This window comes from Francisella salimarina (genome assembly GCF_007923265.1).
Taxonomy (GTDB): Bacteria; Pseudomonadota; Gammaproteobacteria; order Francisellales; family Francisellaceae; genus Francisella; species Francisella salimarina.
This window is the reverse complement of the sequence record NZ_VOJA01000005.1, coordinates 214,557-237,990: the sequence shown is the minus strand read 5'-3', so window position 1 is coordinate 237,990 and position 23,434 is coordinate 214,557. Positions and strand designations below refer to the sequence as shown.

Below are 23,434 nucleotides of genomic sequence, written 5' to 3'. Positions count from 1 at the left end.
GTTTTAATATAAGTATTTCATTAGCTAAATTATATACGTTGAGTATTTATATAAAAGTGATTTTCAAATATAAGCTACTGATTTAGCTTATTTAGTAATGATAGATACACAAAGCAAACAATATAAGCAACTACAGTACCCCAATTAATACCCATAATTGGATATAACCAATATATCAATAAGTCATAGATTAATAATATAGAAACTCCATAAGAGAAATGTTTTAACACACCTGGAAATAGCTGATCTTTGTATGTAAATATCAAAACTGTAGTCACGGACGTTAGCATAACTGGAAATGATGAAAAAATACCGGCCCACTCATGACCCACTATACGAGACACTCCAGTAATCACTAAGACTAATGAAGCAACTAAAATAATCCTAAATGTAATAACAATTAGTTTATTAGCAGGTTTAAGCTTAACAGCTACCTTTGTATGCTTATTATCAGCAACTCTTCTGAAAAAAAGAATCGTGATAAACATGGCGACCAAGAATATCATGAAACCAGAGAATATATTAATACTAAATTTTGTAAGAATATAGCCACTGATAAAATAAATAATAAAACCAACAAAAAGAGCGCTTAAAGTATTAAAATAACGATTATTAAGAAATAATTTGCCACCTAAATAAAAACCTATTGTAAATAACAAAGTACAACAGAATCCTGCAAAAGCATAAGGCATTGAATCTATCAAAAACTGTAATCCATTCTCACGCGCATAAAAATAAGTAAAAAGACCAACACTAAGTGGTAAACCTGAAAATAAACCTCCTAATCTAGGACTTTTCTCAGATATATATATTAATCCTAGTACCATTAAAGCTGATAATATTATTTTTATAGTAATCAACAACATATAAAAAATACCTTTATAAAATATAGACTAAAAGTTTACACTATTTGGTATTTTTATAAATCATTTTACAGATCTAATAATGCTATACTATTCAAAGCATTTATTTATATTGGTATCTATGATGCAAAATGTAATTATTGTCTTATTTAATGAGTTTGAAACCTTAGATGTTTTTGGGCCAGTTGAAATTTTTGGGAGTTTCAAAGAACACTTCAAACTTGAGTATTATTCTCTAGAAGGTGGTAATGTATATAGTAGTCAGAATGTCTGTATAAATACCAAAAAACTTTCAGATGCTAATTTTAAAAACTCGATATTATTTGTGCCTGGGGGTATTGGTACAAGAGAGTTAATATACAATACAAAATTAATAACTGAATTAACTAGACTAGCAAATAATACTAAATATATACTTACAGTCTGTACCGGCTCATCCTTATTTTCACAAACAAATCTGCTTAATAGCAAAAAAGCCACCTCTAATAAAAAAGCTTTAAAATGGACAAAATCTATAGCTCCAGATGTAAATTGGATAGACAAAGCTAGATGGGTAAAAGATAGTAATATTTATACAAGCTCTGGCATAAGTGCAGGCATAGATATGTCTCTTGGTTTTATCGCGGATATCTTAGGCTATGATGTAGCTAAACAAAAAAGTATTGAGTTAGAATACTCATGGCAAGAAGATGCAAATGTTGATGAATTTGCAGATATTTATAAGTAGTTAGTCATTTGCAAAGAGTTTTAAAACGCTATCAAGCTGAGGCTGTTGAATATTCCAAAATATAATATTAGCTCCAATATAATTCTTATCAAAATCATATAATTCTGCTGGTGTAAATTTCTTCAATGTTTTTGGATTTGTGTATGTATAATCAGGCTCTTGAACTGCAATAGCTATAGTATTTATATCTGCCTTATATTTATATAAAAATTGATAACTATTTTTCATCTGACTTTTTCGATATGGTACTGTGTCAGGATTACCTATGCCGATATTATTTTTGATTGCTATATCAAATATCTCTTGCATAAAGCCATGATCATTATTCCATTCACACGGTAAGAAATTGATATATTGGACTACTTTGCTTTGCTTAAACTGTTTTTTAAGATAAAGCATATTGCTAACTACTGAACCTACATAAGTCTGACAAAACTTATCCGTTAAAAACTTATCATCTATATCAATAGATGTTTCAGGTAAGTTTATACCTGCTATTTTACCATCATATTTTTTAGCTAGCTGATCTATCAACTTATGAAATCTCTTGTTTACTTTAGGATTCCATTGTTTAGTAACCCAACCAGCACCTAAAGGCTGCCCCTCTCCTGCGAAATCAGTTTGTCTGAGCACTCCATCATCATAGGTTTTAGATTGTAAGTATTCTGGAACTGGAATACTCTTAATTTCAAATGATTTATCTTGTAGCTGTATAAATAGCTTTTTATTATATTTTTTGAGTAATTGATAATCCTCCTCGATATCTGAAAAATCATAGTTATCTTCTTCTGGCTCCAACCTTTTCCAAGAATAAACTATTTGAGCACCTTTTACCTGAGGATTATCAATTACTTTGAGATGATCTTTTACAGAATCTCCTCCTAAAAATAAATATAGCTCTGGATTACTCGCAAAACATAAATTAAAGGCCATAAAACTTACTACAAGTATAATTATCTTTTTCATATATATCCTAAATTAAAAACTACAAACCATTAGAGTGTATAATAGCGAGTAGTTGTCAACCAAAAACTTATACAGCAAATTTACGATGAGTAAAACAAGAAAAATCATACATATTGATATGGATTATTTCTTTGCTCAGGTAGAGGAAAAAACAAATCCGAGCCTCAAAGATAAACCATTTGCTGTAGGTGGTACAAATCCCAAACGCGGTGTAATATCAACATGTAATTATATAGCTAGAGAATATGGTGTACATTCTGCTATGCCAACAGCTATCGCTCTTCAAAAGTGCCCAGATCTTATACTTCTAAATACGGACTTTGCAAAATATAAAGCAGATTCTGCAATTATTCGTGAGATATTTTATTCTTTTACAACTAAAGTGGAGCCTCTATCTCTTGATGAAGCGTATCTAGATGTTACGGATGTTACAGTATATAAAAATAGTGCAACACTAATTGCTCTAGCGATTAAGCAAGAAATTTTTAACAAAACGGGACTCACAGGATCAGCTGGAGTAGCTCCAAACAAACTACTTGCAAAGATAGCTAGTGATATTAACAAACCTAATGGCTTATATGTAATCACTCCTGAGCAAGTTAATGATTTTGTTAAAAATTTACCAGTTAAGAAACTTTTTGGTGTTGGTAAGGTCTCCCAAGAAAAACTAAAAAGTATGAATGTCGAGACTTGTTCAGATTTGCAGCAACTAAGCTTAGCTACTCTAGTAGATAAGTTTGGTAAATTTGGAAGTAGTTTATATAACTATGCTAGAGGTATAGATAATCGTGAAGTTAATCCAGTTCGTATTCGTAAATCTGTAAGTGTTGAAAATACATACCTTGAAGATCTAAAGACTCTCGAGGCCTGCCTAGAGAAACTACCAAGTTTATATGATAAATTGACTAGTCGTATAACTGACGAGCATTATAAGTCTATTATTGGTATTGTTGTCAAATTTACAGATACAAAATTTAATAAAACCAGTCTGACTAGAGTAGCAAAAATACTAGATAAAGAAGTGATAAAAAATCTAATAATTGAATTACATCAGAAACAAAATCACCCTATTCGATTGATTGGTATAGGTGTAAGGCTTGGAGAAGTTGATGACAGGCAGATGAACTTATTCTAAAATCTTTTTATATTCTTCTAGAACTCTGAAAATCTCTTGTTCATGCTCTAACTGATTTAACTTCATGCGAAACTCTTTTGAACTAGGTAAATCAGCAAGATAAAAACTTGCATGAGTTCGAATTTCTTTAACTGCTACTTTGGCCGTTTTTAGTTTAATAAGTCTTCTTAAATGTTCTCCTAGTACTTCAACACGCTCAATTGGTGTTGGTGGTGGTATTAGCTCGCCATTATTTAAATACTCAGCAATTTGCCTAAAAATCCAAGGATTACCACGAGAGGCACGCCCCACCATCACAGCATCAACCCCTGTATGGTCAATCATCGCTTTAGCACTATGTGGGCAAAATACATCGCCATTACCTATTACTACAGTATCTACAGCTTTTCTAACATCACGGATAATATCCCAATTTGCTTTACCAGTATACATCTGCTCACGCGTACGCCCATGTATCGCAATAGCACTTACACCAGCATCTTCACAAGCCTTAGCCACCTCAATAGCATTTATATTTGCATCATCCCAACCAATACGCATCTTTACAGTTACTGGTTTATGTACTACCTTGACAACTGCTGTTAGTATCTCATGGATTCTATCAACATCTTTAAGAAGTGCTGCTCCAGCTTGTAGTTTTTTAGCAATTTTTGGCATAGGACAGCCCATATTTATATCCAGAAAATCACATTCCGTATTCTCTGCAATATATTTTGTCGCACCAACAAAACTCTCCAAATCTGTACCAAATATTTGTATCCCAAGAGGCTTCTCACTGTTTTCCATATAGAGCATTTCCATAGTTTCCCAGTTACGCTCTACTACGGCTTTGTTACTTACCATCTCGGTATATATCAGTCCTGCTCCATGCTCTTTACATATAGTACGAAATGCACTATCACAAAAACCTGCCATTGGTGCAAGTACGACATTATTTTCTATTTCAATATCAGCTATTTTAAAGCCCATCTTTTACACCATCTAATAGAAACCATTGCCCCATTTGTTTGGGTTGGCCAAAGCTTATACCATATTTTTTAAACTCTTGTTGAACTTCATCTACCTGATTTTCAACGATTCCAGATAATGCTAATCTGCCACCTAATTTTAAGCTACCAGTTATATTTTCAACCAAGCTTATCAGCACATTAGAGAAGATATTTGCAACGACCAAATCAAATTGTTGTGTAGGAAAATTATCAGTAAATTGCGTTTTATTAGCTACGCTATTCTCTTGAGCGTTTTTTATAGATGATTCTATTGAATTTGGATCAATATCTATACCTTCGGCATACTTTGCACCTAATTTAACAGCACCTATAGCGAGCACTCCAGTACCGCAACCATAGTCTAGAACTGTCGTATCTTTGCCAACATGCTGCTCTAGCCACTCTAAACACATTTTAGTTGTTTCATGATTACCACAACCGAATGCAATACTTGGATCAACTATTATATAAGTATGCTTATTATCTTGGGGTGGTTGCTTCCAATTTGGGTAAACAACTATATTTTTACCAATCTCTATAGGTTCATAATCATATAACCAAGCTGCTTCCCACTGCTGGTCTTTAATTATTTCGTAATCTATTTCGCTTTCAATTATATTTTCAAACTTTTGTTGAATATTAGCAATGATAACATCTATATTATGATGGTTCTCATATAAGACTGTAATACTGACTATATCATCGGATTTATCTATTCTTGTTACAGAACCTGCATTGTTATCAAAGAGATAATCCTCGACTATATCAAAATATTTAGATTTTAGCGTAAATTCTAACTGGTGCCATTGTTGCATTTTATAAAAAAATAATTCAAAACTTTATATATCGTAAAATAATACTAAATATACTAATTAACGGCTAGATTAAATTTATTATTTAGTGTCTGATAATTAACCTTATTTCAACAATCTTCATTTTAATTTTCTTATTTTGACCTAGTTCTTCTTAACCAAAAAATGATTAACAATCCTCAGTACATGCACTGCCATATATCCAGCACTAGCCACTAACAAGCCTGCGACAAAACTACCTAAAAACAACGGTTTCCAAAACTCATGTAAATGATTGAGCATATAAGAACCAAATGTTTCCCAGTCTGAGATATAAACCTGCTCTCCAAGCAAAAAGCATCCAAATATATAATTACCCAAATACATTGGCACCCATGTTAAAGGATTACTAATCCATACTGTTGAAATCGCTATTGGCATATTAGCTCTCAAAATTATAGCTGAAATAACTACAGGAGTCGTTTGCAGGGGCAAAGGAATCATCATCCAAAAAAAGCCGACAAAAACACCTCTTGCTACAGTGTCATAATTAGCAATCCATAGACTTTTATCTGTAATTCTATACGCAGCAAAGCCGAGTAATTTAGAGTTTTCTAATCTTCTTCTCTTTCTAATTAGTTTTCGAGCTCTTCTTGTATTCATACGCTTATCTTCTACAAAAAGTTTCTACCAAGAATCAATATCCATACATTAATAAATGTTTTCTTATATTTAAGCTCAGAATATATAACCCAACTCTATGGCTGACTATAAGACCAAAATAGTCTATTTGCGTCATCACCTGGGCTAAATTCTACTTGCTTATTATCGATATATTCACCATATCTTGAATTAATGAATTGTCTATCTGGTGGCACATAAGCAGCACCTTGAGCTCTCTCTTGTTCAACTTCAGGACCATAATACATTGTATATGGATTTGCTGGACGCATATAAGAATAGCTGATTGCTACACTCATCAAACCAAGTGTCATTAAAATTATCTTTTTCATTTCATATCTCCTTTAAAAGGCTTTTAGGCCAAAATTAATTATAACCTTTTTTAGTTACTTATATGAAAAAAATTTAACTTTAGACTATCGATATTTTGTTACAATTATTCTTAGCAAAAATATATACATAAGTAACTATGCAACAATATAGTAACAAATATAATAAAAAAGCTATTTTGTTAGTTAATCTGGGTACACCAGATAACTATGATGCAAAATCGATCAAAAAATATCTCAGAGAATTTTTATCTGATCGAAGAGTAATAGAAGCTAATCCTTTATTATGGAAGCTAATTTTAAATTTAATTATTCTACCAATTCGGTCAAAAAAGAATGTTCATACTTATGAAGCCGTATGGAATAAAGAGCATAATAAGTCGCCTTTGCTCCTATACACCGAGAATCTAGCAAAAAAATTAGATCAAAAACTCGATAACTATATAGTAGATTGTGCGATGCGTTATGGTAATCCAAGCATTGAAAGTAAGATCAAAAGCTTACAAGATCAAGGAGTTACTGAGATAATAGTATTTCCACTATATCCTCAATATTCTGCGACTACTACTGCAACTGTGTATGATGAGGTTTATAGAGTATTATCAAAGCTAAGATGGCAACCCACTATCAAAGCAATAAATCCTTACTATGATAATAAGTTTCATATTCAAACTATTAGTCAACAAATTAGAAATTATCTGCAAGCTACAGACTCATATCCGGATATAATTTTATTTTCTTTCCACGGCTTACCAAAGGAATATTTTGATAAAGGTGATCCCTACTATTGCCATTGTCACAAAACTTATCGCTTGGTTAAAGAGAGCCTACAGAATGAATATCCTAATATAGATTTTGAATTATCATTTCAATCTCGTTTTGGTCCTAAAAAATGGTTAGAACCTTATACAACTGTCAAACTAGAGGAATTTGCAAAGCAAAATAAAAAAGTTGTAGTTATAGCCCCAGGATTTAGTGCCGATTGCCTAGAAACATTAGAAGAGCTAGCAATTACCGAAAAAGAAAACTTTATCGAAAAAGGTGGTAAAGAGTTTAATCTGATTCCATGTTTAAATGACTCTGATGAGCATGTCGATATGTTATACAAAATCATAGATGGTGAAATATGTCTAAAAAAATAGCTATACATTGGTTTCGTCAAGACTTACGCCTTACGGATAACCCTGCTCTACATCAGGCTAGTCAAGCAGATGAAACAATTACAATATTTATACTAGACGAGAATCAAGAGATTGGTGGTGCTAGCAAACTTTGGCTTCATCACTCTTTGAACAGCCTAAATAAATCTCTAGATAATAAACTCAATTTTTTTAATGGTAATCCACTAGAAATCATAAAAAAACTTATCAAAGAAAATAACATCACAGATTTTTATTGGAATAGATGTTATGACAAGTACAGTATAGATAGAGATACTCAGATTAAACAATTTCTGCAAGAGCAAAATATAAATGTAAGTAGTTTTAATGGTAGTTTACTTATCGAACCATGGCGATGTAAAAAAGATGATGGCACACATTATAAGGTCTACACTCCGTTCTACAAGGAGCTTATCAAAATTAGAAAATATCGCTCAAATATTGCCAAACCATGTTTTAATTCGCTAAAAAAGCTAGAGACTGCAGCTGACTTAAACTCTTTAAAACTATTAGAGCCAAAACTTTCTTGGCAAAATATAATAGATCAATGGCAAATTGGCGAAGTTGCCTCACATCAAATCCTTGAGGAGTTTCTAGATAGTAAAGTAAAAGAATATAAAACAGCTAGAGACTTTATGAGTACAGACTCAACTTCTAAATTATCACCATACTTACACTTTGGTGAGATATCACCTAACCAAATTTTTAATGCCGTGCAGAGTCTAGACTATATTGGTAACAATGAAGAGCACTTTATCAAAGAGTTAGTTTGGCGTGATTTCTCTTATTATCAGATATATTACTATCCTGAATTACATAACAAGAACATCAACCAAAAGTTTGATAGTTTTGAATGGGATAATGATCCTATTCTTCTCAAAAAATGGCAAACAGGGCACACTGGTATCCCGATAGTAGATGCCGGCATGAGAGAGCTTTGGCAGACTGGCTATATGCATAATCGCGTACGTATGATAGTTGCTAGCTTTCTTATCAAAAACTGTCTTATCCACTGGAAATATGGAGAAAAATGGTTTTTTGATACTTTATTTGATGCTGATTTTGCTAGTAACAATGCTAACTGGCAATGGGTTGCTGGTTGTGGTCTAGATGCTGCTCCTTACTTTAGAATTTTTAATCCGGTACTACAAGCTGAAAAATTTGAAGCTTATGAATATATTCGTAAGTATGTACCAGAACTCAAACTTTTACCCAATAAACTACTTGCGAAGCCATGGGAGGCAAGCGAGCTAGTATTACAAGAAGCAGGAGTTAAATTGGGTGATAATTATCCAAAACCTGTAGTAGACCTCAAGAAATCTCGAGACAAGGCATTAGAATTGCATAAGAAACTAAGCTAAACTTCAAGCTTAATGAATTGCTTATATTGCTGTCCTTTCTTGAGCTTAATATCTGACTTATCATAGTTTTTGCCAATTACTGGTATAAACTGTGGCTCAAAACATATTGCATGAAATTTCTGTGAATTTAAACCATTTGATAACTTCAAACCATCAGGAAAATTAGTAGTATATATCTGCGTAGCTGGATAAGAACTTGTTACTACAAGCTTTCGTCCACTGATCTCATCTGTCAATTTAATAGCCCCATCAACAATATAACAATGATCTATCCCACCACCACTAAAATATTCAAAATTAGTTTCTAATTTATCTGCAATAACTGATTCTTGACTAAAATCCATTTCATGAGGAACTTTTATAATTTGCTTAGGTATACTGTTTTTATCGGTTATGACTACTCTCTCTGCAGATACTTGTAATTTGTGATTTTCAATAGTCGCTTTAAAATCTCCAGATAAATTATAGTAATTGTGATTTGTGAGATTTAGTAATGTATCTTCATTAGCTATGGCTTCAAAATGGATTACTAATGAATTATCTTGTAACTCATAAGTTATATCAATCTCTAGATCTGCTGGAAAACCATCATCTGATGACTTTTGAATACGACTAAATTTAACTTTATTTTGATTAACTCTATAGTCAAATCTTTGATGAGAGATATTATTAAAACCTCCATGAAGAGTATTAATAGATTTCTCATTTTTACTAACACTATACTTCTTATTATTCAGGATGAATTCACCATCTTTGATCCTCCCAGCTACCCTACCAATACTAGCACCATAATATGATGGATTATTAAAATAATTTTCTATATCTGCATACTGTAAGACTATATTTTCAAACTTACCATTGTTATCTCTAGTTCGAAGAGCATATACAATAGCTCCAATATCTAATAGTTCTAATTGGATATTATCATTTTCTAATGAAATTACATTTAGGAAACTTTGTGTAGTTTTAATTCTTTTAGTAGATACTTTTAGCATAGTCTAATATCAATTTTGCAACTTGTGACTTTGATATATTATTATACTCTTTTAAATTATTTTCAGATAAGATTGTTATACTTGAATTATCATTACCAAATACTTCGGTTGAATTAGCGACTATCATATTTAGATTTTTTTTGACAAGCTTAGATCGAGCATATTCAACTATATTTTCAGACTCAGCCGCAAAGCCTATAGCAAAAATATTTGGATATGATTTTTTACAATTTGCTAAAACATCAGGATTTTTAATAAATTCTAAAGTTAAAGTTTCATCAGTTTTTTTAATTTTATTAGTAAATTTATTTTTGATCTTATAATCAGCTACTGCAGCACAACCAATAAAAATATCACTATCTTTAACTTTCTCGAGCATTGCTTGATTCATTGCATCAGCACTTTTGGTATCAATGATTTCTAAGTTAGGATGCTTAATATCAAAACTTATTGTAGTTTTTGCTTTTAAAACTACAACATTTGCTCCTCTTACAAGTAACTCTGTCACTAGAGCAAGCCCCATCTTACCAGAGCTGTAATTTGATAGATATCTAACACCATCGATATCTTCTACAGTTGCTCCTACTGTTATCACTACTTTTTTAGCTTTGAAATCTTGAGCAACACTCAACAACTCAAATAAAACCTCAGGCTCATGTAATCTGCCACTACCTATATCTCCACAAGCTTGAACACCCTGATCTGGAGCAACCAAATTAAACCCTATACTTTTAAGCTTTGTGATATTAATCTGAGTTAGTTGATTTTGCCACATATTTACATTCATAGCAGGAGCTATATATACTTTAGAATTATCCTCATTAGCTAATATTGTTTGACTTAATAAATCATCAGCTAAACCATGAGCTAATTTTGCAATAGTATTTGCTGAAGCCGGGACTATAAATATCTTATCAGCCCAACGTGACAAATTGATATGTGCCATACTTTGACTATATTCACTCATATTCAAAGATTCATCAGTGTAGACATTACAGCCTAAGGCTACTAAAAGTTCAGGCTTTATAAACTGCTGTGCTCCTTTAGTGACTATAGCTCTACACTCAACACCACTTTTAATAAAAAGTCTTATCAAATTTATAGTCTTAAAAGCTGATACACTACCAGTAATCCCAAATAAAATCTTATTACTCATAAATATTAATCTCTATTTATTTAATATCTTCTCTCTTTTATAAAACATTATTATTAGTAAAACCATAATAGCTACTAATACAGCTAAGATATTTACATTCATTCTAAATGTGCTTTCATTAGTAATCCAATAAGCAAAAATAATCCCAAAGAAAATACTACTAGTCCTGCCTAAGGCAAATATCATATTAGTAGCTAATGAACGAACTTCTGTTGGAAACTCAGTTGCTGCATATTGTGCCCACATAATGTTATAACCACCACCAATAAGCCCAATAAGTATTCCATAGAAAAATATAAAATCACTAGATACATATTTATACGCAAAGATACTCACCAGAAATATAACTATATTTATTACAAAAAATAAACTCGGTGATTTAAAATATTGGTTATATATTCCGCTAAGAATACTACTAATAATATTTCCTGCAAAAAATCCAAATAGAAACAGCTTAACTAAACTTGCAAAATCGACATCATTCGCGATGAATTTCACCAATGCAAACATTACAGTTATCACAAAAAAATAAGGCAGCGTAATTAAAAAGTTAAGAATCAGTGGTTTATTATAATTTCTGATAAGAAAACTAATACTTCCCGCATTTTTAAATTTATCAGATTTATACAACTCTATAAAATGTGGTGACTCTTCTAATACTCTTCGAAATGCGTATATACTCAAACCAGCAAATCCACCGAAAATAAACATTACTTTATAAGAGAAAACTCCAAAAAGTGTAGCAACAACTCCACCCATTACACCTAAAATATACAAAAGACTCATTCCCCAAGCGGCTAATCGAGGCGGAAAGAATTCTACTATCAAGACACTAGATACAGCAAACTCACTCGCTAGAGCCAAGTATGCTAAAAATCTTAGTAATATAAAAATGTAAATATTATTCACAAATATACACATCAAAGTAGTCAAAGAATAAAGCAAAATACTATATTTTATAACAGTAATACGCCCAAACTTATCAGCCAAGATGCCAAAGAGGATTGCACCAACTAAGATACCAACCATTTGAATATTATTTATCAAGTAATAAGTTTGTTGAATTTTAGTAGAATCAAAAATTCCAAATTGTTGCTTTAATAAATCAACATAAGAAACACTAAACACCGTTAAATCATAAAAGTCTATAAAATAACCTAAACAAAGGATTATTAAAATCCATTTTGCATTTTTCATTACTCAAAATAAATTGATAATATTAGAGATGTATTATAGATAGATAAAAGTTTAATGACTATAGCTAAAAAGCATTAATCAACAATAATATTCTTCTCATTTGCTGTAGATCTACAAAATGCTACATAACGCTTATCAGTCACAAACCAATAGAAGACAATACCAACGACTGCATCAGCAAAATAGTTTGTGATAGGTGTAGTCAAACAAACAAAAATTATAAATGGTAATATAAGCATCAGAAGGTTCTTAATTCCAATTCTTCTAAACTCAAGACTTGCATATATAGTTATAAGAACTACGAGTATAGCACTCATATTAATTTGTGTTTGAATCTCTACAGTATTAAGTAGTAATGTCAAAACTACAAATACTACTAAACCAAATAATCTAGTACGTGGTGCTAAAGCTCCCATACTCACAGGTGCTGCCATATATCCAATAATATGAAAGCCTGTCACAACCAACATTAAACCTGTCCAGTTGTCTGAGAAAAACAGAAATATAACTGACAATATAAAGTTTGCAAGAAGAGATCTACGCGAAATATTTACAACTGGAGTAATCTTAGCAAAGTATCTAGGCATCTGCCCTTCTGAGGACATTGCATATAGCATTCTCGAAGATGCACCTAAATATGTATACCCCGTAGCGGATGGACTAACAACACTATCAACTATAAGCAAAAATGAAATATATCCAAGTCCTAATAATGTCGCTAGCTGTAATAATGGTGAATCAAAATCTAAACCAGCCCAACCACCTTTTTCTAAAAGATATTGATGAGGTACCGCTTGCATGAATGCATATTGTAAGCCTAGATATAAAGTCAAAACTATTAGTAGCGCTAGAATAATAGCTAATGGGATATTTCTACCAGGATTCTTAACTTCACTAGCATAAGCAACTACAGTTTGAAAGCCATTGAAAGTATATATTAAACCACCTGCAACAATAGCTGTTAATGCTGAGCTAAATCCAAACTGGGAATTATTAGGGATATCATCTGAGAACATACTTACATGATCAGAACTATGCATAAGTGCATAAGCTATAAATATAATGACAATTATAAATGGAACCGCCATTTTAAAAACTGTTATAGCATTATTAACTCTAGCTAGTAGTTTGACACCATAAAAATTAATTACTAGATATATAAATAGTACAACTAGTGCAAAAATCATCCCTGACATAGTTAAAACACCATCGTGCATCAACCACTCCATAGCTTTAACACCTGATAAATACTGTGTAGTTGCTAAAGCCTCTGATGAAATAACCACTACAATACCAAACCAGTTTGCAAAAGCAAATGGCATTGCAAAAATACTATTATGAGATATCGCGCTCGATCTAGTAGTAGCTCCTCTTACTGGATACAGAGATACAACTTTACCAAGACATAGCGCAATCATCACGACAATTAATGCTGCTAAGATCCATGCTAAGAACGCCCAGTTACCAGCATTTTTAGCTGTAAGCTGAGCACTAAATAGCCAACCTGAGCCGACCATACAAGTAGTACCGATTAAAACGGCACTAAACAACGACATCTTTTTTACAGATACATTATCACTCATATTCATTCCTTATAATTAATTTAAAACTAGACAAAAAAATATTTTTCATATTTTTAAGCTATGATTATTTGATAGTTTTCGATCATTAACTGACAAAAAAATTTAACAACGTAACTTTTAAATTATCATCAAGAATATGAGTTTACAATATTTTTTATTCCTCTAGACTCATTAAAGAGGCATTACCACCAGATGCTGTAGTGTCAACACTAACTGTTTTTTCTACAACAAACCTGCGCAAATATAGAGGTGATGCTGTTTCTATTGCCAAGCTAGTACACTTACCATCTTTAGCAACACTCTCAGCAACAAACGGGATAATTGCTCCTCTACGTAACGCTAAAGCCTGATGAATCTGTTTAACAGAAGAAATACTTCCAGAAAAAGCTACTAAAGCTACCTTACTATTAAAGAGTAATGCTGAAATAATCTCCTCATCATCAGATAAGATTAGATGGATAACTTTAGGGTTAACTCCTGCTTTAAGCATTAACTTAACAATATTATAAGCTGTAAGGTTGCCTGTATATGCCGGCTTTGTAACTACAGTATTACCAGCTAATAGTGCTGCTGTAGATTGACCAACAAATCTTATTAACATGTCACAGCTTGAACACATACTAATTACTACACCGCGACCTTTCAAGCTTAGTTCATCAATTTCACCTGTTGGTCCAGGCAGTAGTTCAGGATGAGCAAATTCTTTTTTAGCCTGTAAACAGTAGTATGCTACCTGCTGTATAGTTTTATCAATCTGAATATGAGCATCTTCTACAGATATATTTGACTCTGTGACCAAGCATGATGCTACTAGATGACGTTCTTTTTCTAATAAATCTAAGAATTTCTCAATAATTACAGCTCTGTCTTCAGCATTTATATGATTCCAAATATCTGCTTCTGCATTGGCGATTTCTATAGCTTTATCTACAGTACTTACTGAAGCAATATGTTTTTTACCAATATTCTTGCCATCAGCCGATTTTAAATCGATATATTTATCCTTTTTGGCTTTCTCACCAGCCACAATACTACTAATACTGTACTTATCTTTTATTAGTTTATTTGTGGCTTTTTCATCGTTAGAAATTTTTTCAGGGTTATAAATCTCTTCTACTGCTCCAACACCTGATAGCTTCTCATTTGCCAAACGATGCATATAATAAGGACCACCTGCTTTTGGACCAGTACCAGACTTACCTTGTCCGCCGAAAGGCTGAACACCTACAACAGCACCAACAATATTCCTATTGACATAGACATTACCAGCTTTAATATTATTTTTGACATAGTTCATAACTTCATTAATCCTACTATGAACACCAGCAGTCAGACCATATCCAGTAGAATTAATATCTTTTACAAGTTTATTAAGCTCATTAGCTTTAAACCTAAGGATATGAAGAATCGGACCAAACTGCTCCCTACCAAGGTCAGATAGTTTCTCTATTTCAAATGCTGTTGGCAATACAAAAGTACCCTCTTGAGTATCTTCATTTGGCTGTGATTGATATATTAGTTTAAATTGTTTTTTCTTCTCTTCTATATACGCATTTAGATTATCAGCTGCTTCTTTGTCTATTACAGGTCCAACATCTGTATCGATATATTTTGAATCACCTATTTTAAGTTCTTTCATAGCACCAACAATCATTTTGATATAATTATCTGCTATATCTTCCTGTAAGCATAATATACGTAATGCTGAACATCGTTGGCCGGCACTATCAAAAGCAGAACGTATAACATCAGCAGTAACCTGCTCAGGAAGTGAAGATGAATCAACAATTAAAGCATTTTGTCCACCTGTTTCTGCTATAAACGGTACTATCTCACTAGATTTTGATGCTAACGTTTGGTTTATAATTCCAGCGACCTCAGTTGAACCTGTAAATATTACACCTTTACACACAGGACTTTGAACCAAAGCACTACCAACAGTTGCTCCATCTCCAGGAGTAAACTGCAACACCCCTTTAGGAAGACCTGCCTTGAATAGTAATTTAACAGCTTTATAGGCAATGATTGGAGTCTGCTCAGCTGGCTTAGCAACTACTGTATTACCAGCAGCTAATACAGCGGTTATCTGACCTAAAAAAATTGCTAATGGGAAATTCCAAGGACTAATACATACCATAGCTCCTCTACCTGTAAACTCAATCTGTTTCAAATGATCAGATAACGCTGGTAAATCAATAGGTCCATTAAATTCTTTACGAGCTTGAGCTGCATAATAGCGACAAAAATCTACAGCTTCTCTAACTTCATCAATTGCATTTGATAAAGTTTTACCCGCTTCAATCATAGCTATAGCGATAAATTCATTAGTATTTTTCTCTAATAGATCTGCGAATTTCTCTAAGATTCCTGCTCTTTGGGATGCAGGAGTACTGTTCCAATCTTCAAAGGCACTCTGAGCATTTTTCAATGCTCTTTTAGCCATTTTGGCATCAGCATTAATAACAGACCCTATTGTATTTCCAGTATTAGGGTTTATAACCTCTTCAGCAGTTGTTTTGTCAATATCAACATTAGAGACTATTGGTTTTGCTTTGTATGTATTTTTATGAGTATATTTCTCAATATTTTTATACATACTAGCAAGTTCAGCAAAGTCATTTGTATTGTAACCTTGTGAATTTAACCTAGGAGCTACTATATCTTTAGGATAAGGTATATTAGGATGCTGACCACAGCCATAATCTATAGCTTTTTTAACTGGATCCTCTATTAGCTCTTCAATAGGTAAATTTTCATCAACGATTCTATTTACAAATGAACTATTAGCACCATTTTCTAATAATCTTCTAACTAAATATGCAAGTAAATGCTTATGGCCTCCAACAGGCGCGTATATTCTACAAGGAATCTCCTCATATCTCTCTTTACCTACGATATTATCATATAGAGGATCTCCCATACCGTGTAGACATTGAAATTCAAAATCTTTATTACCATTAGCTAACTCCATAACTACAGCTACAGTTTGCGCATTGTGCGTAGCAAATTGAGGGTAAATATATTGATGGTTTTCAAAAAGTTGTTCTACACATGCTTGATAAGAAACATCTGTATGATATTTACGTGTAAATACCGGATAGCCATCTAAACCTTGCTCTTGAGCATGTTTTATTTCAGCATCCCAATATGCACCTTTTACAAGACGAATCATAAATCTTCTATTTGTTTTCTTAGCAAGATTAGCTAAGTAGTCTAGTACGTAAGGAGCTCTTTTTTGATAAGCCTGAACAACTATACCAATTCCATCAAATCCATCTAGAGATGGCTCATGAGCTAATCTCTCTACTAGCTCCAAAGATATTTGTAACCTCTCAGTTTCTTCTGCATCAATATTCATGCCAACATTATATTGTTTAGCTAATTGAGTAAGCTTTAAAAGTTTTGGATATAACTCCTGATGAACTCTTCGGTGTTTAGCAACCTCATAGCGTGGATGCAAAGCAGATAGTTTTATGGATATACCTGGATTCTTTTTAATTTCTTTATTTGTAGCATATTTAGCTAATTCATTAATAGCATGTATATATTGTTCATAGTAGTAGTCAGCATCAGCCATTGTCATCGCTGCTTCACCTAACATATCATAGGAGTAGCTATAACCTCTAGCAACTTTCACCTCTGATACTTTTAATGCTTCTTCAATAGTTTCACCAAGTACGTATTGCTTACCAACTATTTTCATCGCTTGCTTCATAGCCTGACGAATTACGGGTTCACTCGATTTTTTTAATAAATTTTGAAATACTTTTCGATATGCTCCATGAGGATTTTTTAGTATTTTACCCGTTAACATCAAGCTCCAAGTAGCAGCATTGACAAACAGATGCTTTTCTCTACCAACATGATTCTTCCAAGCAGCACTTGTGAGCTTATCTTTTATTAACAAATCAATAGTATATTTATCAGGAACTCTTAATAATGCCTCAGCTAAACACATTAGAACTATGCCCTCTTCAGACGATAAATCGTACTCAATCATAAAAGCATCGATACCAGATTTTTTTAATCTATTTTTTCTAACTTTTTCTACTAGGCTATATGCTCTTTCTCTTACTTGAGCTTTCTGGACACTTGTCATGTGAGCTTTTTCAACAAGCTTAGTTACAGCTTCTTTTTCTTCTACTAACCAATATTTAGAGATATTCATTATTTCACTTGAAATAGGATACTCACTTGAATGATTTAATAAGTTATTCATATAGTTTCCTCTTATATTTACTTTAGTATATTTTTATTAAACTTCTTTTTCTCTTGAATAATTTTATCAACAAGCTCTTTATATTTATCAGGTGGAGTTACCCCTTTAAATAACCAATCAAACATATCATTATCTTCACTAGCCAAAAACTCAACAAAAAGTTTCTTACCAGTAAGATCTTCTTGCATATAACAATTATTTAAATATGGCGCTAAGATTATATCAAGTTCAAGCATCCCTCTACGTGCAGAGTATTTTATTTTTTCAACTGAATTGAATATAAGATCATTTTTTATTTTCATGATAGACGAGCTTATTAAATATAAGGATTACACTAGTTTATACTATACACTTAACACAACCAATATCGTTAAAGGAATTATTTCAAAAAATACTCTTTTATTTAGCTAAACATTCCGGTATTATTTGCTCTATAATTTTAGGTTTATTCATAGCATTTATTACCTATCTAAAATAAGTTTATTCAAACAAAAAAATACTAAAAGGATTTAAATTTAATGGCTATCAGTCAAAATGTTACAAAAATACTTCAAGATATTGACGAACTGGATTTATTTAGCAATATTTCAGATGAGTGGTCAACACTACTTAATGAACCTGATGAAGAAATCAAAATCAAAAAACTATATTCTGCATTAGTAAAGGAAAGTATCCGTCGTGAGACTGCAGAAAGATTAGCTAAGGATGCTAGGTCATATTGCGATCTTGTTCAAGAACAATCTAAACAACGCATATCTGACTTGAAAGAAAGTCTAGAAAGTCAAATTACTTTTTTGACTCAACAAATTAAAGATTTGAAAGATGAGTCTTCAAAAAATCTAGACTACTATAGAAAAGAACTAAAAAAAGCTACTAAAAATCTAATAGAAAATAAAAATTAAATCTATATTAGTATTCACCATACCTAAAGTTGCCAGTATATGAAAACACTTCTTTATTTCTACAGCCTGAAAAAACTGCTCTAGAGAATCTATCTTGATTATCTCTTTCAATTTCCAGATTATCACAAACTGTTATAGCATGACCTTTATCATCCATAAGTGTATAGCGTGCATAAGAAATTCCAGATAGTGTAAATAATAATATCCCTGCTATTAAAATTTTACCTTTCATATTACATAATATTTTAAGATTGACTTATAAGAATATACTACCAAAGCTATTACTTATTTTCTATTAGAGTTTATCAAGAATAATTCTAAGTCTCTTCTAGACTGTTTTTGCAAAGCTAAATTCCCAATGTCTTTTATAAGAATAAATTTTAACTCTTTATTGCTATTTTTCTTATCTAAAAGCATAGCATTTAAAAATTCTTTTTGACAAATATCTTTAGGAAAGTCAGTTGAGATTCTAAAGCTAGTTATGAACCCTTTAAAGTCTTTTGCTTGTTGTTCTGATATTATCCTCAGATAGCATGAAAAGTCTATAGCTTGTGCCATCCCAACACCCACAGCTTCGCCATGCTTTAGCCCCAAATACTTTTGACACTTCTCAATAGCATGACCAAAAGTATGTCCAAAATTAAGTATAGCTCTAGCTCCTGTAGTTTCTTTTTCATCTTCAGCTACGACTTCCGATTTAATATGGCAGCTTCTTTTTACCATCTCAATCAAAGTAGAACTATCTTTAGCTAAGATTTTTTCTCTATTTAAGTCAAGCCAAATATAAAAATCTCTAGATATAAAAGCATACTTAACAACTTCAGCCATACCAGATATATATTCTCTTTGGGGTAAAGTTTGATAAAACTGTACAGATGTATATACAAGCTTTGGTTGATAAAAAGCTCCTATCATATTTTTGCCTAGAGAATGATTTATCGCTGTCTTACCACCAACAGAAGAGTCCACTTGTGACAATAGTGTAGTCGGAATTTGAATGAAATCTACTCCTCGCTGATATATTGCAGCTGCAAATCCCGTGATATCACCAACAACACCTCCTCCTAATGCCACTAAAACGGTAGAGTTGCGTGTATACTGATTCTGCAACAAACATGACAAAATCTTATCCAAGCTCTGTTGTGACTTATATTGTTCCCCATCTTCAAGTATACATGTTTTGATGTTTAACTCATTAGGTACTGAGTCTAAAAACATACTGAGATACAAATCAGCTACAGTAGTGTTTGTAACGACCAAAATCTGTTTGTTTTCTATCCACGGGAAAATATGAGAAAAATCTAGTGAGGAGTCTACTAAAATATCATAAGCTGCACTAGATGTGGGACTAACTAATAATTTACTAATCACAGAATTGTTTCTTCAACTAGGAATGTAGATATTTTATTAACTATATTTTTAACCGTTGCACCATTTGTCTCAACTACAACATCAGCAATACTTCTATACAAAGGCTCTCTCTCAGCCATTAACTGTTCTAAAACAGGTCTTTTATCATCGACTCTCAGAAGAGGTCTCTTTGTATCTTTAGCAGTTCTCTCAAGTTGTTGCTCAATAGTCGCCTCAAGATAGACAACTTTGCCACGTGATGATAGTAATGATCTAGTATCAGAATCAAGGATGGCACCACCACCGGTAGCCAATACTATATTTTGTTTTTCCGCTAAAATTTCAGCGATAACATCTCTCTCGCGCTGCCTAAAACCTTCTTCACCCTCCAGGTCAAAGATCCAATTAATATCAACGCCACATTTTTTTTCTATTGTATCATCAGAATCTATAAACTCTAATTTTAACTGTTTTGCTAATTGCTTACCAATAGTAGATTTTCCAGCACCAACTGGACCAATTAAGAAAATATTTTTTGTTCTTATCATTTTTGACTCAAAATTATAAGTTGATTACACACTGTGATAGTTTGTTACTAATCACCCCTTGTACATAAAAAATTATAGGCTATAAGATACCTAAATATTAATACTATTGCAACTATTATCTACTATCATTTTTGGACTCGTGACTCAATAATCTTAGGTGTGATGAAAATTAAAAGTTCAGCATCTTTATCATCTATCTTAGTATAGCTAAATAAATAACCTAGATATGGGATATCACCTAAAAATGGTATCTTATTGCGAGTCTCTGTTTGAGTTTTGGTATAGATACCGCCAATTACAACTGTATCACTATCTTTAACCATAACCTTTGTAGTTACTTCTCGTTTTTTAATAAGCGGTGGCAAATCTTCACCAGTCGAAGTTTTACCTGAAGATGCTCCAACACTGTTTTTCGTTACAAGCACTTCCATTACAATATTGCCGTCTGGTGCAATCTGAGGTGTAACTTGTAGCTCTAACACAGCCTCTTGGAATGCTACTGATGCAGCACCTGATGCAGTAGCCTGCTGATACGGTACATCTGTACCATCTTTAATAAATGCAGTTTCATTATTTGCAACAACCAAATGTGGAGATGATACCTCATTAGCCAAAGATTCATTCTCCAAAGCCCTAATTTCCATTTCTAGTTGAAGACCTCCTGCTAAGGTATACATTAGTTTTGCAGTACTAGCTACAACATTTTGTTCATCAGAATTCGTATTAGAGCCAAAAGTATTAAGCCCCAGGTTAACATATGGCTCATGCTTAACACTATAGTTAAAACCAAGCTCTAATCCACTTGTTCTAGTAACCTCGACAATTCTTGCCTCGATTAGCACCTGATCATTAGGTATATCAATTTCATTCACAACTTCTTTAATACGCGGAATTTTTTCTTCTGTATCTGTTACTATAAGAGTATTTGTACGAGCATCTGAAGTTATGCTACCCCGTGGTGACATAATTCCACCATTCTGTTTTGCCATAGACGTTATAACAGTTTGAGCTGCTTGTGCTGTGGTATAGTTTAGCGGAATAAACTCTGTTACCAATGTGGCATTATTTTCTAGTGACCTTTTTGTTTGTAGCTCTAATTGCTCCTGAGCAGCGATTTCAGCTGCAGTCGCAACATACAAAATACTACTCATTTTCTTAGTAGCAAGACCTTTGCTAACAAGAACAATATTCATAACCTCGTTCCACGGAACATTCTTAAGGTCTATAGACATGTTTCCACGCACACTACTACTTACAACTAAGTTTAACCCAGCAAACTCTGATAAAACCTGTAAAACAGTCTGCACAGGAGTATCTTTGAAGGATATAGATATAGGCTCATTAACATTAAAGCCTTCAACCCGACTGTTACGTCTATCTATCTTAAATTTAAAAGTATTACCCTCTTTAAAATCGCTTAAAGCTATTCTATCTAATGAGTGTATTATAAAAATAACATTACCATTATCTTTAAGAATCTTAATAGAGTCTACTATCGTGTTAAATACTTTAGTATCAATATTACTGACCCATTTATCAGAAATGGTTGTATCGTCAAAAGTTATCGTAAGAGTATATCCATCTTGTGATAATTTAGTTTTATATCCAGCAAAATTACTAATATTTTCTTCAAAAGCCACATCAAAAACAGCACTACCATTCAAGCTTCGATGAAATTCTAAATCTTTTATATGTTTATTATAGTTAGTAGTTTTATTTTCATCTCTTCCAACTATTTTTGTTTCTGGTTGCTTAGTTTCTTGAAGCTGGTTTACAGCTGTTTGGTTAGCCTCTTTTGGGTCAGCAAATGATACTTCACAACCCAAGAACCCTCCAATCACGGTCAAAATAGCTAATAATTTATTTTTTCTAAAAAACATTAATTCATCCTAATGTATAACAACTGGAGTTTTTTGCCAAACTCTTTTTTCATTATTCTTTTTCCATTCGTCAACTACAATACCCTCTTTGGTAATATCTTTGACTTTTCCATAGTTTTGTCCAATTAATTCACCTTGCTTAACATATATTGGCTTAGTTTCCATTGAACTCTCTATTACACCCCATTTTTGCTTATTTTGAAGAACAACTCCTTTAAATTTAAAAGAGTTTAAGGGATATTGTTGTAAACCTGTAGGTTTAGTATTCATAACATCTTTAAGCTCTTCTGGAACAACTATAGGCTTCAACTTAACAACCTGTTGTTTTTGTTCAATACCTTTAATTGGAACTTTCTTCTCAAAAGGGAGTGCATGATCAACATTAAAAACATTACGTATCTTTGATAATCTTTCAAAGGTTAATGTATCCCCTTTATATTCAGGGATGTCAAGCTTTTCGGTACTCTTCATAGTTTTAGTCCTATTTTGAATAAGCTCATTAACTTGGTTTATTCTAGTTTCATAATTAGCATAGCAACTGCCATAGCTACTCAGTAATAATACAAAACTTAGAAATTTTAATCTTTGATGTCTAATCATTT

Annotated in this window: 22 protein-coding genes; 5 read left to right on the top strand and 17 right to left on the bottom strand. The window is 32.4% G+C overall.

Features of this window, described 5'->3' with window-relative positions; all coding sequences use genetic code 11:
- Nucleotides 1-74 precede the first annotated feature (74 nt).
- Entirely contained in the window at nt 75-866 is a 792-nt protein-coding gene (locus tag FQ699_RS09340) for an MFS transporter (RefSeq protein WP_146422085.1), read from the bottom strand.
- Between the two features lie 121 nt (nt 867-987).
- Between FQ699_RS09340 and FQ699_RS09335 the strand changes: the two genes are divergently transcribed.
- The gene (locus FQ699_RS09335) at nt 988-1,590 is read left to right on the top strand and encodes a DJ-1/PfpI family protein (protein WP_146422084.1); all 603 of its coding nucleotides are present in this window, start codon (nt 988-990) and stop codon (nt 1,588-1,590) included.
- Here FQ699_RS09335 and FQ699_RS09330 read toward each other — a convergent pair whose 3' ends face one another.
- Nucleotides 1,591-2,556, bottom strand: coding sequence for a hypothetical protein (locus tag FQ699_RS09330; protein WP_146422083.1), 966 nt, complete (start codon nt 2,554-2,556; stop codon nt 1,591-1,593).
- Between the two features lie 85 nt (nt 2,557-2,641).
- On the opposite strand from FQ699_RS09330, the gene dinB reads away from it, so the two are divergent.
- A complete protein-coding gene (gene dinB / locus FQ699_RS09325) occupies nt 2,642-3,691 on the top strand; it encodes a DNA polymerase IV (RefSeq protein ID WP_146422082.1) in 1,050 nt (349 codons plus the stop codon).
- Here dinB and dusB read toward each other — a convergent pair.
- From dusB to FQ699_RS09305, 4 genes are all read right to left on the bottom strand, one after another.
- Nucleotides 3,683-4,660, bottom strand: a complete 978-nt coding sequence (dusB, locus tag FQ699_RS09320; protein WP_146422081.1) for a tRNA dihydrouridine synthase DusB — start codon at nt 4,658-4,660, stop codon at nt 3,683-3,685. The genes dinB and dusB overlap by 9 nt on opposite strands.
- Nucleotides 4,650-5,495, bottom strand: coding sequence for a 50S ribosomal protein L11 methyltransferase (gene prmA, locus FQ699_RS09315; RefSeq protein ID WP_146422080.1), 846 nt, complete (start codon nt 5,493-5,495; stop codon nt 4,650-4,652). The genes dusB and prmA overlap by 11 nt, the downstream gene beginning before the upstream one ends.
- A gap of 141 nt (nt 5,496-5,636) precedes the next feature.
- Nucleotides 5,637-6,134: a DUF2062 domain-containing protein gene (locus FQ699_RS09310; RefSeq protein WP_146422079.1), complete on the bottom strand. Its 498-nt coding sequence runs from the start codon at nt 6,132-6,134 to the stop codon at nt 5,637-5,639.
- A gap of 95 nt (nt 6,135-6,229) precedes the next feature.
- Nucleotides 6,230-6,484 (bottom strand): hypothetical protein, encoded by a 255-nt coding sequence (locus FQ699_RS09305; RefSeq protein WP_013923010.1) that lies wholly within the window; start codon nt 6,482-6,484, stop codon nt 6,230-6,232.
- A gap of 137 nt (nt 6,485-6,621) precedes the next feature.
- Here FQ699_RS09305 and hemH point away from each other — a divergent pair, with 137 nt between their 5' ends.
- Together hemH and FQ699_RS09295 are read left to right on the top strand one after the other, a co-directional pair.
- Nucleotides 6,622-7,623 carry a ferrochelatase gene (gene hemH, locus FQ699_RS09300; RefSeq protein WP_146422078.1) on the top strand — a complete coding sequence of 334 codons (1,002 nt, stop codon included), beginning with the start codon at nt 6,622-6,624 and terminating at the stop codon, nt 7,621-7,623.
- Nucleotides 7,608-9,002 carry a cryptochrome/photolyase family protein gene (locus FQ699_RS09295; RefSeq protein ID WP_146422077.1) on the top strand — a complete coding sequence of 465 codons (1,395 nt, stop codon included), beginning with the start codon at nt 7,608-7,610 and terminating at the stop codon, nt 9,000-9,002. The genes hemH and FQ699_RS09295 overlap by 16 nt, the downstream gene beginning before the upstream one ends.
- On the opposite strand, the gene FQ699_RS09290 is transcribed toward FQ699_RS09295, so the two are convergent.
- From FQ699_RS09290 to FQ699_RS09265, 6 genes are all read right to left on the bottom strand, one after another.
- The gene (locus tag FQ699_RS09290) at nt 8,999-9,997 is read right to left on the bottom strand and encodes an aldose epimerase family protein (protein ID WP_146422076.1); all 999 of its coding nucleotides are present in this window, start codon (nt 9,995-9,997) and stop codon (nt 8,999-9,001) included. The two genes, FQ699_RS09295 and FQ699_RS09290, sit on opposite strands and share 4 nt — an antisense overlap.
- Nucleotides 9,978-11,153 carry a bifunctional phosphopantothenoylcysteine decarboxylase/phosphopantothenate--cysteine ligase CoaBC gene (gene coaBC / locus FQ699_RS09285; protein ID WP_146422075.1) on the bottom strand — a complete coding sequence of 392 codons (1,176 nt, stop codon included), beginning with the start codon at nt 11,151-11,153 and terminating at the stop codon, nt 9,978-9,980. Before coaBC ends, FQ699_RS09290 begins: the two co-directional genes overlap by 20 nt.
- 12 nt (nt 11,154-11,165) lie before the next feature.
- Nucleotides 11,166-12,350, bottom strand: a complete 1,185-nt coding sequence (locus FQ699_RS09280) for an MFS transporter (RefSeq protein ID WP_146422074.1) — start codon at nt 12,348-12,350, stop codon at nt 11,166-11,168.
- Between the two features lie 74 nt (nt 12,351-12,424).
- A complete protein-coding gene (locus FQ699_RS09275; RefSeq protein ID WP_146422073.1) occupies nt 12,425-13,933 on the bottom strand; it encodes an APC family permease in 1,509 nt (502 codons plus the stop codon).
- Nucleotides 13,934-14,087: 154 nt separating this feature from the next.
- Complete coding sequence (gene putA, locus FQ699_RS09270) at nt 14,088-18,152, bottom strand: bifunctional proline dehydrogenase/L-glutamate gamma-semialdehyde dehydrogenase PutA (RefSeq protein WP_146422072.1); 4,065 nt, start codon at nt 18,150-18,152, stop codon at nt 14,088-14,090.
- A 17-nt stretch (nt 18,153-18,169) separates the two neighbouring features.
- A complete protein-coding gene (locus tag FQ699_RS09265) occupies nt 18,170-18,454 on the bottom strand; it encodes an FAD assembly factor SdhE (RefSeq protein WP_146422071.1) in 285 nt (94 codons plus the stop codon).
- A 216-nt stretch (nt 18,455-18,670) separates the two neighbouring features.
- Here FQ699_RS09265 and FQ699_RS09260 point away from each other — a divergent pair, with 216 nt between their 5' ends.
- Nucleotides 18,671-19,054, top strand: coding sequence for a hypothetical protein (locus FQ699_RS09260; protein WP_013923000.1), 384 nt, complete (start codon nt 18,671-18,673; stop codon nt 19,052-19,054).
- Between the two features lie 7 nt (nt 19,055-19,061).
- On the opposite strand, the gene FQ699_RS09255 is transcribed toward FQ699_RS09260, so the two are convergent.
- The 5 genes from FQ699_RS09255 to FQ699_RS09235 all read right to left on the bottom strand — a co-directional run bounded on the left by FQ699_RS09255 (nt 19,062) and on the right by FQ699_RS09235 (nt 23,432).
- Nucleotides 19,062-19,286, bottom strand: coding sequence for a hypothetical protein (locus tag FQ699_RS09255; RefSeq protein ID WP_146422070.1), 225 nt, complete (start codon nt 19,284-19,286; stop codon nt 19,062-19,064).
- Nucleotides 19,287-19,339: 53 nt separating this feature from the next.
- Nucleotides 19,340-20,425 carry a 3-dehydroquinate synthase gene (aroB, locus tag FQ699_RS09250; protein WP_146422069.1) on the bottom strand — a complete coding sequence of 362 codons (1,086 nt, stop codon included), beginning with the start codon at nt 20,423-20,425 and terminating at the stop codon, nt 19,340-19,342.
- Entirely contained in the window at nt 20,422-20,952 is a 531-nt protein-coding gene (aroK, locus tag FQ699_RS09245) for a shikimate kinase AroK (protein ID WP_013922997.1), read from the bottom strand. Before aroK ends, aroB begins: the two co-directional genes overlap by 4 nt.
- Before the next feature lie 125 nt (nt 20,953-21,077).
- On the bottom strand, nt 21,078-22,832 hold the full coding sequence (locus tag FQ699_RS09240; protein ID WP_146422068.1) for a type IV pilus secretin PilQ: 1,755 nt from the start codon (nt 22,830-22,832) through the stop codon (nt 21,078-21,080).
- Between the two features lie 9 nt (nt 22,833-22,841).
- Nucleotides 22,842-23,432, bottom strand: coding sequence for a pilus assembly protein PilP (locus FQ699_RS09235; RefSeq protein ID WP_146422067.1), 591 nt, complete (start codon nt 23,430-23,432; stop codon nt 22,842-22,844).
- Nucleotides 23,433-23,434: the final 2 nt, after the last annotated feature.